Origin of the sequence: Burkholderia ubonensis subsp. mesacidophila (assembly GCF_002097715.1) — a bacterium.
GTDB lineage: Bacteria > Pseudomonadota > Gammaproteobacteria > Burkholderiales > Burkholderiaceae > Burkholderia > Burkholderia mesacidophila.
The window spans coordinates 1458149-1471410 of record NZ_CP020738.1 but is presented as its reverse complement, the minus strand read 5'-3'; the positions used below and the strand labels follow the sequence as shown (position 1 = coordinate 1471410).

The following is a 13262-nucleotide window of genomic DNA, read 5'->3' as shown; positions in this document are numbered from 1 at the left end:
GTGCGTGCGGCTGCATGTCGTGATCGTCGACGCCGGTCCGGGTGTCGGCGTCGACACGCCGCCCCTGGATCAACGGCGTCGCGGCACGTCAACCATCGAGTCCGTACGTATGACAGTCAACCCATTGGAGGTCCGTTCCGTTGGTCTGATCGACCAGCCACGGCACAACGGTCTGCGCCTTCTCGTGGATGTCGTGAAACAGAATGACGCCACGACGCCAGAGGAGCATCAGCGTCAACACTCGCTGCTTGACCTGATCGGCGTCCACCTTGCTGTTCCAGTCTTGCGAATCGATGTTCCACAGCGCCACATGCAAGCCTCGGGCATCGAAGAACGCGCCGCTGTCAGCGCGACGCTGGCCATACGGAGGCCGAAACAGCGGTACATAGCTGGAAGGCAAGCTGTTTTTGACAAGGCCAATGCTGCGCGTAACCGAGTCCTGCCATTGCGGCCATGCGCTGTGCGACTTGTGTTGCCAGCCATGCGAGCCCACGCACATACCTTGGTAGGTGCGAGAGAGTTCGCCGGGTGCGTCTTGCTGCAGCCGCGTCTGCAACGGCTCGCCCAGCACGAAAAAGGTTGCGTTGAGATGTTGCTTGCGCAGCGTATTCAGCAACTTGTCGGTGTTACCGCCAGTGCGGGTGGGACCATCGTCGAAGGTAAGCAGGAAATGCCGATCGGACAATTCGTCGCCGCTCAGTTCGCTGCTCGAATAGGTCGCCACTTCGCTGCTGGTGCGCGGGAACAGTGACGCGAGACGCAGCAATTCGTCCAGATAGGTACGGTGGAACCGCTGAGACGCCGCGAACCACGCTGCGTAGCGATCGTCGGGGGCGCGCGTAAAAGCCGCCGCAGCTTTCCTGAACGCCGTCTCGTCGAGCGGCCCCAGGCAGAACGGTTCGTCCCGAAGACAATGGACGGATGCCCGCGTGTAGTTCGCTGCCAGACGGCGCCAGTAAATCGTGCGCACACGGTCGATCGCGTCCCGGTCGATCTGCTTCAGCTTGAGCCGATCGCGCAGCGTACCGTCGCCGTCATGCTCGCTTTCGCTCAATGCATGCGCAAAGCTGAGCATTTCCGCGCGGGAGGCCCGGTCGAAACCCGCCGAGGAAGCGGCAGGATCCGGCCAGAGGCTGCGGTCGACAGACGCGACCGCGCCTGGGCCGGCGGCCTGAGCCAGACCGGCCATTGCCAGCAGACTGAACACGGCAGCGCATTTGCGCATAGGCGGAACTCTCACGGAACATGCCCCCGCTCGCGGGGGCCGGGTTGATTACGAACGCGCGCTGACGCGCTGGATGGCCTTGTCGTAGACCGGATTGTCTTTTTCGCGCTTGGCCGCCTTGTAGTTTTCCAGTGCGCTGGCAAACTGCCCGGCGGATTCGTACATCCGGCCGATGTTGTAGTAAGAGCTCGCGCGCACCGTAGCAGCGGTGGCGCCGCTGGCGAGTGCAATCGCCTTGCGGTTGGCCCAGATCGCCTCTGCACTGCGCCCTGCCTTTTGATAGGCCAGGCCGAGGTTGCTATAAGCCTGCCCGTAATTCGGATCCTGCTCGATAGCCTGACCGTACAGAACGATCGCCTCGTCCAGTTGACCGTTGCGATAGGCCTTTTCACCGGACTGATTGAATGCGCGTGCGCGTTCGGAATCGATCGGCGCCTGGTTGGCGGCCACGACACGGTTGCGTTCATCGCCAACGTCGGCGAGCGTGTTCAGGACATCTTCGGGGCCCACTCTCACGCCGCGCATCGTATTGATGTCCTGGAACTCGCCCGCTCCAGAGATGCGAAACACGGTCCAAAGATTGCCCGGCTGGTTTCGCGGCACGTAGTAGGTGCGTACCAGCGATTCGCCTACGTAGACGAACACTTTCGCCTGACTCTGCGACAGTGCCATCGTGCCCGGGGCGTCGCGGTCGGTATAGTCGTGCACCGCATACACGTAGGTGTCGCCGTCGCGCTTGCGCTCGAGCGTGACGGTCTCCGGGCCATAGCCATCGGTGTCGTCGACGTCGAGGTTCGCATCGGCGCCACGCTTGCTTCTGAAGTAAACGTGATTGCCCGGATAGGCGATGTGCGAATCGAGGTCTCGCGGCGTAGCGCCCCAAGTCAGTACCACGCGCAGGCCGTCCAGGTTGCGCATCACCGGGCTCAACGCGTAGGTAAGGCCGGTGCACGGGCATTTGGCGACGAGATTCGAATAACCGTCCTTCTTGATGATGATCAGCGACGCTCCGTCGGACAGCACACCGGCATCAATCGACACCTGGCCTTGCGCGTCCGTCGTGGCTGTAACCGACTGCTCGCCGTTTTTCTGGAGAATGACCGACGCACCGGCTATCTTCTGGTCCTTGACGGTTGCGCTAAGTACCTGCACGCGGGAGTCAGCGGCGTGGGCGCCAATCGCGGTCGACAGGGCCAGTGCAGCCATCAAAAATCGAGTACTTCCGAGCATGTGGATCCTTGAGAAAAGTGACGATGGAACGACAATGTGCGTTGTCGAGAACCGCGGGTCTATTCAAGCCTCTATCATTCGGCCTGGCTTATCCTGGTGACCGCAACCAATATCTTCAAGCGGTCAAATGCCTGCCATAAGATTTGCCGACACGCATTCTACACGGGAAACGAATCCATAAATCCGATAAGTCCAAGCAGCACTTACACCGCCGACCAATCAGACAGTCGATTACAAAAAATTGTTAAATCCCGTCAATCGCAATTCGGCCAAGCAACGCCCCAATCGCAATAAGCAACAGCGAAAAGCCCGCCGGCTCGTCTCCTCGCCGCATCACATCCGTCGACGCGACTAAGGAAGAATTCAGCATGACCAGACAATGCAGCACTCAAAAAAGCGTGCTCAATATCAAACTTCGCCTTCTTTCGATGTACTTCGTCGTACCTGGAGAAGTTGCGTATATACGCGGCATCGATCGCTGTGCAGTCGCGAGAAGCTGAATTCTGCCCGTTCCGAATACATTCTCACCACTCAATGCGTCGCACTGCGGTGAGTTGAGCGACGAGAACCGAGACTGCATTGAACGTGACACAAAGCCGGCGCGACATAATGAACATCCGGCAGAAGCGGTTCGGCAGCTATCTCGACACGCTCAAGCTGAAAAGCTTCCTGCAGCGCAATGCGACGGACGGCGCCCACGTGGAGTGACGGGCGCGGCGTCAGTCCCGCTGCGGCGCGTCCGCCGTCGGGGGCGGCACCACGACCGTGTCTTCCGGCCCGAGCACGCGCCCGTCCTGCGCGCGCAACTCCAGCTTCCTGACGGGCAGGCCGGTCTTCCGGTCGACCAGCAGCACGTGAGCCTCGTCCGGCGCGAAGAAGAAATCCTCTCCCCACTGCCGGAGCGCCACGAGCAGCGGAAACAGGCCGCGCCCCTTCTCGGTCAGCACGTATTCCTGGTACGCGCCGCCGTCGGCCGCGGGCACCGCATCCAGGATGCCGTGCGCGACCAGGTTGCGCAGACGGGCGGCCAGGATGTTCTTCGCCAGACCGAGGTTCTTCTGGAATTCGCCGAACCGGCTCAGGCCGTCGAATGCGTCGCGCACGATCAGCAGCGACCACCAGTCGCCGATCGCGTCCAGCGGGCGCGCGACGCCGCATAAAGAGTCCTCGTGAGTGGTTCGCCTGTTCATCGATACGTCCTGCCTGCCGTGCATGCAATCGGTTGCAATATAAAACCCTTCATGCCGGAAATCAATCGCTTTCGAATGACGTGGCGTGACACGTAACCGCCGCAATTTCAGCGCTACATGCAGCGCGACGATCCCGCACGACCTGACAACTCTAACGGTTGCAAATTGAAACCACCTCGCCTACGATGCCAATCGGTTTCAACTTGAAACCACATTGCCCGTCACCCCGACTCTCGAAGGGAGCGCCCGATGATCCGGTTCGACGCCACGTTTGGCGGCACTTTTCCGTTCACCCCGCATTTCGACGACGCATCCGGTTTCCGGATGCACTACGTGGACGAAGGGCCGCGCGACGGCGAGACGGTGCTGTGCCTGCACGGCGAGCCCACCTGGGGCTATCTGTTTCGCCACCTGATCCCGGTGCTGAGCCCCACTCACCGCGTCGTCGTTCCGGATCACATGGGGTTCGGCAAAAGCGAAACGCCGCCCGGCCGCAGCTACTGGCTGCGGGACCACGTCGACAACCTGGAGCGGTTCGTCCTCGCGCTCGACCTCGACCGCGTGACCCTCGTCATGCATGATTTCGGCGGCCCGGTCGGCATGGGGCTCGCCGCCCGCCACCCGCAACGCATCCGCCGCGTTGTGTCGGCCAATGCGCCGACGCCGTTCGGCCAGCCCGACCTCGCCGATCGCGTGACGGCGAACGGCCGCGCTTCGCCGTGGTTCCGCTGGATCGCCGGCGCGGCGGCGGACGGCAGCCTCGCATCCGTGCTCGGGCAGCTCGGCTTCAACATCCTGAGCACGCTGAAGCTCAACGGTTTCGAGAACCACGCGATCATCACCGACGACTGGCTCGCCGCCTACGGCGCGCCGTTCGCGAGCCCGGCCGATTGCGTCGGCGCGATCGGCTGGGCGCAGGGTTTCGCCACCGGCGCGCACCGGTTCGAGATGCCGGACGCGGCGACCGTCCGCGCGATCGGCGACAAGCCCGCGCTCGCGATCTGGGGAGAAGCCGACCGCACGCTCGCGGCCGAGCATTTCCTGCCGCTCTTCACCGCGCTGTTCCCGGCGGCGTCCGTCGAGCGTCTCGCGGGCGTCGGCCACTACTGCCTCGAAGACGCGCCGGAAGCCGTCGCAATCCGGATCGCGCAATTCATCCGCAACACCTGAGCGCGTTTCGCCCGAGCCACCCGTCCCACCTCAACGGAGCCCACCATCATGTCCACCTGCACTGCGCCGGCCCGGCGCGATGCGGTCTCGCCGCTGCACCGCTGGCTGGCGATCGCCGTCCTCGCCGTCGCCACCTTCAGCATCGTCGTCACGGAGTTCGCGCCGATCGGCCTCCTGTCGTCGATCGCCGCCGACCTGCACGAGCGTCCGGCAACCGTCGGCCTCATCGTGTCGGCCTACGCGTGGATCGGCGCGGGCAGCGCGCTGCTGTCGGCCGTGCTGCCGAACCACTTTCCGCGCAAGCCGCTGCTGATCGGCCTGATGTTGCTGCTCGCGGCGTCGAGCGGCATATCCGCCGTCGCGCCCGCGTTCCCGGCGCTGATGCTCGCGCGCATCGCCGGCGCGCTCGCGCATGGCGTGTTCTGGGCGATGGTCGCCGCGCTCGCCACGCAGATCGCGCCGCGCGACCGGCTCGGCCTCGCGACCGCCGTCGTGTTCGGCGGCATCTCGATTGCGAGCGTGCTCGGCGTGCCGATCGTCAATGTGATCGGCCAGCACTGGGACTGGCGGGTGGCGTTCGGTGCGCTGAGCGGGCTGAGCCTGCTGACGGCGCTGCTGATGGCCGCCGCGTTGCCGACGATCCGGGCCGAAGGCACGGTCGGCGGCGCCGCGCTCGCCGGGGTGCTGCGTAATCGCGCGCTGTGGATGGCCTATGCGGTCGCCATCTTCACGGTCGCCGCCCACTTCGGCGCGTTCACGTTCATCGAGCCGTATCTGCGGCAGATGCCGGGCGTGGCGCCTTCCGCCGTCGCGCTGCTGCTGTTTGCGTTCGGCGCCGCGGGCCTGCTGGGCAACGTGCTGACGGGACTGGCCATCGATCGCCATTTCAAGCGGGTGATCGTGGCGGCGCTGCTGTCAATGTGTGCCGCGCTGATCGGGTTGGGCTGGCTCGCTCCGCACGCCGGCGTTGCAGCGGCGGTGGCGTGCCTGCTCGCCTGGGGCGCAGCGATTTCCGCGTTGTTCGTCGGCATCCAGACGTGGGTGCTGCGCGCAGGCGGCGCGGCCGCGATACCGGCATCGGCGCTCTACACGACGGTGTTCAACGGCGCGTCCGGCATCGGCGCGATGCTCGGCGCGTCGATCCTCGCCCGCAGCGGGCTGTCGGCGGTCATGCTCGCGGCGGGTGGCGGCGTCGCGTGCGCCGCGTGCCTCGTGGTCGCGGCCCGCCCGGGAGGAAAGGCGTGAAGCACGACGCGGACGCACCCGGCGCCGGATGCCTGCACGCGTGCGGCGCGGCACACGCGGCAACCGCGCGCACCGCGCCGCGGCATCGACCGGATACGCGTGCGCGTCCGCTGGCGCGAACGCGCACGCGATCGGTCAGTGAATCACCCGCGTCACCCCGCGCCCGCGCGGATCGGCGACCGCCTCCGGCGTCTTGCCGTCGATCTTGATCACCTGGATGTCGCCGCTGAAATCCTGCCCCTTCAACGTATAGCCGCGCGCCTCGATCTGCTTCGCGAGGTCGCCCTCGATCGGGTGGTACGGCTCCCAGAAGATCGTGTTCGGCGGCAGCAGCTGGTGATGGAAGCGCATCGCGCCGACCGCTTCCTTCAACGGCATCTTGAAGTCATAGATGTTGTTGATCACCTGGAAGATCGACGTGAAGATCCGCGAGCCGCCCGGCGTGCCGATCACGAGCGACACCTTGCCGTCCCTGGTCAGGATCGTCGGCGACATCGACGACAGCGGACGCTTCTTCGGCTCGATCGCGTTCGCATCGCTGCCGACCACGCCGAACATGTTCGCCACGCCCGGCTTCGCGGAGAAGTCGTCCATCTCGTCGTTCAGCACGATGCCCGTGCCGTCGGCGATCACGCCCGACCCGAAGTAGCCGTTGATCGTGTACGTGTTCGACACCGCGTTGCCCCACTTGTCGACGACCGAGAAGTGCGTCGTTTCCGCCTTCTCGGGCATCTCCGTGCCGAGGCCCGGCTGCACGCTCTTCGTGTCGGACGGCTCCTTCGGATTCACTTCGGCCGCGCGCTTCGAGATGTAGGCGTCGCTGATCAGCCGTGAGACGGGCACCTTGTAGAAGTCGGGGTCGCCGAGGTATTGCGCGCGATCGGCGAACACGCGCTTCTCGATCTCCGCGATCAGGTGGATGTACTGCGGCGAGTTGAGCGCGACGCCCTCGAAATCCTGCTTGCGGTCCGCCTTCATCTTCAGCAATTGCACGAGCCCGATGCCGCCCGAGCTCGGCGGCGGCGCGGTGATCACGCGGTAGCCGTTCCAGCTCGCCTCGACCGGCTGGCGCCACGTCGCGCGGTATTGCGCGAGGTCCTCGGCCGTGATCAGCCCGTTGCCGTCGCCGGTCTTCATCGACGCGGCGATCAGCTCGGCCGTCTTGCCCTCGTAGAAGCCCTTCGCGCCGCCCTTCGAGATCCGCGTCAGCACGTCGGCGAGATCCGGCTGCTTGAAGTTCACGCCCGCCTTCATCCCGGCGAAGTACTTGTCGAAGTTGGTCTTGCCGCCGAATTCCTTCGACGCGTCGACGCCGCGCTGCGCGAGCTGCTCGTCGACGATGAAGCCGTCGCGCGCATAGTGGATCGCCGGCGCGATCACCTGCTGCCACTTCAGCTTGCCGAAGCGCTTCTGCGCCTCCCACATGCCTGCGACCGTGCCCGGCACGCCGACCGCGCGCGGGCCGTACAGGCTCATGCCCTTGACGACGTTGCCGTCCTTGTCGAGATACATGTCCTTCGTCGCCGCGAGCGGCGCGCGCTCGCGATAGTCGAGGAAGTACGGCTTGCCGTCCTTGTAGATGGTCATGAAGCCGCCGCCGCCGATGTTGCCGGCCTCCGGATACGTGACGGCGAGCGCGAACGCGATCGCGACCGCGGCGTCGATCGCGTTGCCGCCTTCCTTGAAGATCCGCTCCGCGGCATCCGCGCTGTACTTGTCCGCGACCGCGACCGCCGAGCTCGTCAGGACCGCGGGTTGCGGACCCTTCGCATAGGCGGGCGCATTCGGCAGGAAGCCGATGCCGGCCACCGTCGCGAGCGCGACGGCGGATGATTTGAAGCGATTCAGCGTAGTCATTGCATGTCTCCCATGTGGCTCTCCTTCATGCCGGAAAAAGCACCTGATCCGCTTATGGCCGCTGGCGCGCCGGCGGCCATACGCCGGTTTCGTAGTATAGGGGGACAAAAAGGGTCAAACACGGCAGCCACGACGAAATGCCCGGCATCCGCATTGCCCGCTGCATCGCGGCGCGAAATTCGTCGGACAACCGCCCACGACGCGCGCCAATCTGCGAAGATAGCGCCCCTCGTTTTCGCGCCGCTTCGTTTCTCTTCGTCTTTCCGTATGGCATCACACAACGCACATCACGCGACCGGCTTCGCGGCCGGCCTGGTCGCAGCCGTGCTCGTCGCGCAGACCGGCGCGACCGGCCCCTTGCACCTGGGCATCCCCGCCGCCTTCGCGGCCGGCGTCGCCGGCGGCACCGCGCCCGACTGGCTCGAGCTCGCCTGGTGGAGCCGCAAGCGCCGCCTGTGGATCACGCACCGCACCGTCACGCACTGGGGCGTCGGCTGGGCCGCGCTGCTCGCGCTGGCGTGGCATGCGCTCACCCATCATCCGCACCCGCTGTGGGCCGCGCCGCTGTTCGGCTTCGCGTGCGGCGGCCTGATGCACCTGCTCGCCGACTGGCCCAACCCGCTCGGCGTGCCGTGGATCTGGCGGCGGCATTCGCTCAACCTGTGGAACAGCGGGAACTGCGACCTGATCGTCGTGGCCGCCGCGTGGGGCGGCGCGCTGTGGCTCGCGCAGTCGGTATGGACGCGTGCGCCGGCGCTGCAGCACTGGCTCGGCTGGCTGCAACGCGTGTAGCGGCTTCCGGCGCGCACGCGGCGCGTCTGGCACACTGACGGTTCGCGCGCGCCGTGCGGCATCGGCGTGCTTGCCCGCTGCTCGAGCCCTGCTTGAGCCCTGCTTGAGTCCTATTTCGCCGCCTCGATGGACGTCACCGCCACCCGCCCAGCCGCCAGCGTGCTCGACGTGTTCCACCCCGCCGTCGCCGCCTGGTTCCAGCGCACGTTCGCCGCGCCGACCGGCGCGCAGGCGCTCGCGTGGCCGCACATCAAGGCCGGCCGCTCGACGCTCGTCGCGGCGCCGACCGGTTCCGGCAAGACGCTCACCGCGTTCCTCTGCGCGATCGACGATCTCGTGCGCGACGCGCTCGCGCACGACGGCACGCTGCCGGACGCGACGCTCGTCGTCTACGTGTCGCCGCTGAAGGCGCTGTCGAACGACATCCACGTGAACCTCGACGCGCCGCTCGCCGGCATCGCCGAATCGCTCGCGCGGCTCGGCCTGCCGGTGCCGGCGATCCGCACCGCGGTGCGCACCGGCGACACCACGCAGGCCGAGCGCGCCGCGCTGCGCAAGCGCGCGCCGCACATCCTCGTGACGACGCCGGAATCGCTGTACGTGCTGCTGTCGTCGACGTCGGGCCGCCAGATGCTGTCGAGCGTGCGGTCGGTGATCGTCGACGAGATCCATGCGCTCGCCAACAGCAAGCGCGGCAGCCATCTCGCGCTGTCGCTCGAACGGCTCGACGCGCTGGCGCAACGCGCGCTGCCGCGCATCGGCCTGTCGGCGACGCAAAAGCCGATCGACGCGGTCGCGCGCTTCCTGGTCGGCGGCCCCGCCGACGCACCGCGCGACTGCACGGTCGTCGACACGGGCCATACGCGCGAGCGCGATCTCGCGCTGGAGCTGCCGAACGTGCCGCTCGAACCGGTGATGGCGACCGACGTGTGGGAACAGGTGTACGACCGGATCGCCGGGCTCGCCGCCGCTCACCGCACGACGCTCGTGTTCGTCAACACGCGGCGCACCGCCGAGCGCATGGCGCGCCATCTCGCGGACCGGCTCGGCAAGGGCGCGATCGCCGCACATCACGGCAGCCTCGCGAAAGAGCATCGCTTCGACGCCGAACAGCGGCTGAAGCGCGGCGAGCTGAAGCTGCTCGTCGCGACCGCATCGCTGGAACTGGGGATCGACATCGGCGACGTCGATCTCGTCTGCCAGGTCGGCTCGCCGCGCGGCATCGCGCCGTTCCTGCAGCGCGTCGGCCGTTCGGGGCACCACGTCGGCGGCGTGCCGAAGGGGCGCCTCTTTCCGCTGTCGCGCGACGAGCTCGTCGAGTGCGCGGCGCTGCTCGACTGCGTGCGGCGCGGCGAGCTCGACACGCTGCGGATTCCCGAGGCGCCGCTCGACGTGCTCGCGCAGCAGATCGTCGCCGAGGTCGCATGCGCCGAATGGCGCGAAGACGCGCTGTACCGCAGCTTCACGCAGGCCGCGCCCTACGCGCGCCTGTCGCGCGAGCGCTTCGACGACGTAATGACGATGCTGGCCGAAGGGTTCACCAGCCGGCGCGGCGTGCGCGCGGCATACCTGCACCGCGACGTGGTCGGCGGCACGGTGCGCGGGCGGCGCAACGCGATGATGACCGCGACGACGTCCGGCGGCACGATCCCCGACATGGCCGACTACGCGGTGCTTCTCGAGCCGCAGGGCATCCAGGTCGGCACCGTCAACGAGGATTTCGCGATCGAGAGCCTGGCCGGCGACGTGTTCCAGCTCGGCAACCAGTCGTACCGGATCATCCGCGTCGAGACGGGCCGCGTGCGCGTCGAGGATGCGCAGGGCCAGTCGCCGAACATTCCGTTCTGGCTCGGCGAGGCGCCAAGCCGCAGCGACGAGTTGTCAACCGCGGTCGGCCGGCTGCGCGCGCGGCTCGACGCGCTGTTCGCCGAGGGCGACCGGCAGGCGGGCGCCGCCGAAAGCCGTCTCGCGCCCGCGCTGCGCTGGCTCGTCGACGCGTTGCAGCTTTCACCCGACGCCGCGCGGCAGATCGTCGATTACCTGGCGCGCAGCCGCGCGGCGCTCGGCACGCTGCCGACGCAGGACACGCTCGTGATGGAGCGCTTCTTCGACGAATCGGGCGGCACGCAGCTCGTGATCCATTCACCGTTCGGCAGCCGCATCAACCGCGCGTGGGGGCTCGCGCTGCGCAAGCGCTTCTGCCGCACGTTCAATTTCGAGCTGCAGGCCGCCGCGACCGACGACGCGATCATCCTGTCGCTGTCGCTCGCGCACAGCTTCGCGCTCGACGAGGTGTGGCGCTACCTGCGCGCGGCAAGCGCCGAGCACGTGCTGGTGCAGGCGCTGCTCGACGCGCCGCTGTTCGGCGTGCGCTGGCGCTGGAATGCGACGACGGCGCTTGCGCTGCCGCGCTTCACCGGCGGCAAGCGAACCGCGCCGCAACTGCAGCGGATGAAGAGCGAGGACCTGCTGGCGACCGTGTTCCCCGATCAGGTCGCGTGCCTCGAGAACATCGTCGGCGAGCGCGAGATTCCGCATCATCCGCTCGTCGACCAGACGCTCGACGACTGCCTGCACGACGCGATGGACACCGACGGCTGGCTTGCGCTGCTGCGCCGGATCGAAAGCGGCGCGATCGAGCTGGTCGCGCGCGACCTACCCGCGCCGTCGCCGCTCGCGGCCGAGATCCTCAACGCGAAACCGTACGCGTTCCTCGACGACGCGCCGCTCGAGGAGCGCCGCACGCAGGCGGTGCAGGCGCGCCGCTGGAGCGACCCCGAATCCGCGGACGATCTCGGCGCGCTCGACGCCGACGCGATCGCCGCGGTGCGCGACGAAGCGTGGCCGCTCGTGCGCGACGCGGACGAAATGCACGAGGCGCTGCTCACGCTCGCCTGCGTCGCCGACGACGAAGCGCGCGCGCACGACGGCTGGCCCGCGTGGCTCGCGGAACTGGCCGAGCGCCGCCGCGCGGCGAAGCTGGTCACGCCGGGCGGCGCGGCGCTGTGGGTGCCGGTCGAGCGGCTCGTGTGCCTGCGCGCGCTGCATCCGGACGCGCGCTGCACGCCCGCGCTCAAGGTGCCCGCCGCGTGCGCCGCCCCCTGGGACGCGGACGCCGCGCTCGTCGACGTGATCCGCGCACGGCTGACCGGTTTCGGGCCGCTCGCGCTCGACGCGATCGCGCGGCCGCTCGGCCTGCCCGTCGCGGCGGTCACGACCGCCCTCGCCGCGCTCGAGCAGGAAGGCTACGTGATGCGCGGCCGGTTTACGCCGGCTGCGGCCGGCGACGAATGGTGCGAACGCCACCTGCTTGCGCGCATCCACCGCTACACGGTGAAACGCCTGCGTCGCGAAATCGAGCCGGTCGAGCGCGCCGATTTCATGCGGTTCCTGTTTCACTGGCAACACCTGACGCCGGATACGCGCGGCGCCGGCCGCGACGCGCTCGCCGCTGTCGTCGAGCAGCTCGAAGGCTACGAAGCGGCCGCGAGCGCATGGGAAGACGCACTGCTGCCCGCGCGGCTGACCGATTACATGACCGGCGGGATCGACGAGCTGTGCCGTTCCGGCAAGCTGGTGTGGACCCGCATCGGCGCGCCGGCGCGCGCCGCGGGCACGCCCGTGAAGACGACGCCGATCGTGCTGCTGCCGCGCCGCGATCTCGCCGCGTGGCAGGCGCTGCGCGATCCGGCCGCACAACCCGCGCTGTCGGCGCGCGCGGCGCAGGTGCGCGATGCGCTCGCCGCGCATGGCGCGATGTTCTTCGACGAACTGCTCGGCGACCTGCACATGCTGCCCGTCGAACTCGAACAGGCGCTCGGCGAACTCGTGTCGGCGGGCCTCGTGAACGCGGACAGCTTCGCGGGACTGCGCGCGCTGCTGAAGCCGGCGGTCAAGCGCAGCGCCACCTATGCGCCGCGCACCCGGCGTGGCGGCGCGCTGATCGGCGGCATGGACGACGCCGGGCGCTGGGCGCTCGTGCAGCGTCCCGCGCCGCCCGTCGACACGCCGCAGCGTCAGCCGGCGCGCACGCTCGCCGCAGCCGATCCCGACGCGCTCGAACACATCGCGTGGACGCTGCTGCGCCGCTACGGCGTCGTGTTCTGGCGGCTGCTCGAACGCGAAGCCGACTGGCTGCCGGGCTGGCGCGAACTGGCGCGCGTGCTGCAGCGGCTGGAGGCGCGCGGCGAGATTCGCGGCGGCCGCTTCGTCGCCGGGCTGGCGGGCGAACAGTTCGCGCTGCCCGAAGCGATCCCGATCCTGCGCGAGCTACGGCGGCAACCGGCCAGCGGCCAGTTCGTCTGCGTGACGGGCGCCGATCCGCTGAACCTCGCCGGCACGCTGCTGCCCGGCGACAAGGTGCCCGCGCTGGCCGGCAATCGCGTGCTGTTCCGCGACGGCGTGCCGGTCGCGTCGCTCGTCGCCGGCGCATTCCACTACGCGCCCGACCTGTCGCCCGCCGCGCGCGAGGACGCGCGCGTGCGGCTCGCGCGCCGCTCCTGACATCCGCTGACGACTGAACGGCCGCAAGCACGGGGCCGGACGCGCCGCTA

Annotated in this window: 9 protein-coding genes; 5 read left to right on the top strand and 4 right to left on the bottom strand. The window is 68.0% G+C overall.

Features of this window, described 5'->3' with window-relative positions; translation table 11 throughout:
- Positions 1-88: 88 nt before the first annotated feature.
- Together B7P44_RS24150 and B7P44_RS24145 are read right to left on the bottom strand one after the other, a co-directional pair.
- Positions 89-1207, bottom strand: coding sequence for a polysaccharide deacetylase family protein (locus B7P44_RS24150; RefSeq protein WP_205128725.1), 1119 nt, complete (start codon positions 1205-1207; stop codon positions 89-91).
- A gap of 66 nt (positions 1208-1273) precedes the next feature.
- The gene (locus B7P44_RS24145; RefSeq protein WP_231716826.1) at positions 1274-2431 is read right to left on the bottom strand and encodes a tetratricopeptide repeat protein; all 1158 of its coding nucleotides are present in this window, start codon (positions 2429-2431) and stop codon (positions 1274-1276) included.
- A 603-nt stretch (positions 2432-3034) separates the two neighbouring features.
- Between B7P44_RS24145 and B7P44_RS37765 the strand changes: the two genes are divergently transcribed.
- Positions 3035-3163, top strand: a complete 129-nt coding sequence (locus tag B7P44_RS37765; RefSeq protein ID WP_265341363.1) for a hypothetical protein — start codon at positions 3035-3037, stop codon at positions 3161-3163.
- Positions 3164-3174: 11 nt separating this feature from the next.
- Here the strand turns inward: B7P44_RS37765 and B7P44_RS24140 are convergent, their stop codons facing one another.
- Positions 3175-3645: a winged helix-turn-helix transcriptional regulator gene (locus B7P44_RS24140; RefSeq protein WP_084910002.1), complete on the bottom strand. Its 471-nt coding sequence runs from the start codon at positions 3643-3645 to the stop codon at positions 3175-3177.
- A gap of 249 nt (positions 3646-3894) precedes the next feature.
- On the opposite strand from B7P44_RS24140, the gene B7P44_RS24135 reads away from it, so the two are divergent.
- Positions 3895-4815 (top strand): alpha/beta fold hydrolase, encoded by a 921-nt coding sequence (locus tag B7P44_RS24135; protein ID WP_084908485.1) that lies wholly within the window; start codon positions 3895-3897, stop codon positions 4813-4815.
- A 48-nt stretch (positions 4816-4863) separates the two neighbouring features.
- Positions 4864-6060, top strand: coding sequence for an MFS transporter (locus tag B7P44_RS24130; RefSeq protein ID WP_084908484.1), 1197 nt, complete (start codon positions 4864-4866; stop codon positions 6058-6060).
- Positions 6061-6195: 135 nt separating this feature from the next.
- Here B7P44_RS24130 and ggt read toward each other — a convergent pair whose 3' ends face one another.
- On the bottom strand, positions 6196-7917 hold the full coding sequence (gene ggt, locus B7P44_RS24125) for a gamma-glutamyltransferase (protein ID WP_084908483.1): 1722 nt from the start codon (positions 7915-7917) through the stop codon (positions 6196-6198).
- 267 nt (positions 7918-8184) lie between these two features.
- On the opposite strand from ggt, the gene B7P44_RS24120 reads away from it, so the two are divergent.
- Complete coding sequence (locus B7P44_RS24120; RefSeq protein ID WP_084908482.1) at positions 8185-8709, top strand: metal-dependent hydrolase; 525 nt, start codon at positions 8185-8187, stop codon at positions 8707-8709.
- A 126-nt stretch (positions 8710-8835) separates the two neighbouring features.
- Entirely contained in the window at positions 8836-13212 is a 4377-nt protein-coding gene (locus B7P44_RS24115) for a DEAD/DEAH box helicase (protein ID WP_084908481.1), read from the top strand.
- Positions 13213-13262 lie beyond the last annotated feature (50 nt).

What these genes read in the sequence shown, in the direction of transcription:
- B7P44_RS24135 (WP_084908485.1), top strand. Translation starts at nt 3,895, where the DNA reads ATGATCCGGTTCGACGCCACGTTTGGCGGCACTTTTCCGTTCACCCCG.
- B7P44_RS24130 (WP_084908484.1), top strand. Translation starts at nt 4,864, where the DNA reads ATGTCCACCTGCACTGCGCCGGCCCGGCGCGATGCGGTCTCGCCGCTG.
- ggt (WP_084908483.1), bottom strand. Translation starts at nt 7,917, where the DNA reads ATGACTACGCTGAATCGCTTCAAATCATCCGCCGTCGCGCTCGCGACG.
- B7P44_RS24140 (WP_084910002.1), bottom strand. Translation starts at nt 3,645, where the DNA reads ATGAACAGGCGAACCACTCACGAGGACTCTTTATGCGGCGTCGCGCGC.
- B7P44_RS24145 (WP_231716826.1), bottom strand. Translation starts at nt 2,431, where the DNA reads ATGGCTGCACTGGCCCTGTCGACCGCGATTGGCGCCCACGCCGCTGAC.
- B7P44_RS24115 (WP_084908481.1), top strand. Translation starts at nt 8,836, where the DNA reads ATGGACGTCACCGCCACCCGCCCAGCCGCCAGCGTGCTCGACGTGTTC.
- B7P44_RS24120 (WP_084908482.1), top strand. Translation starts at nt 8,185, where the DNA reads ATGGCATCACACAACGCACATCACGCGACCGGCTTCGCGGCCGGCCTG.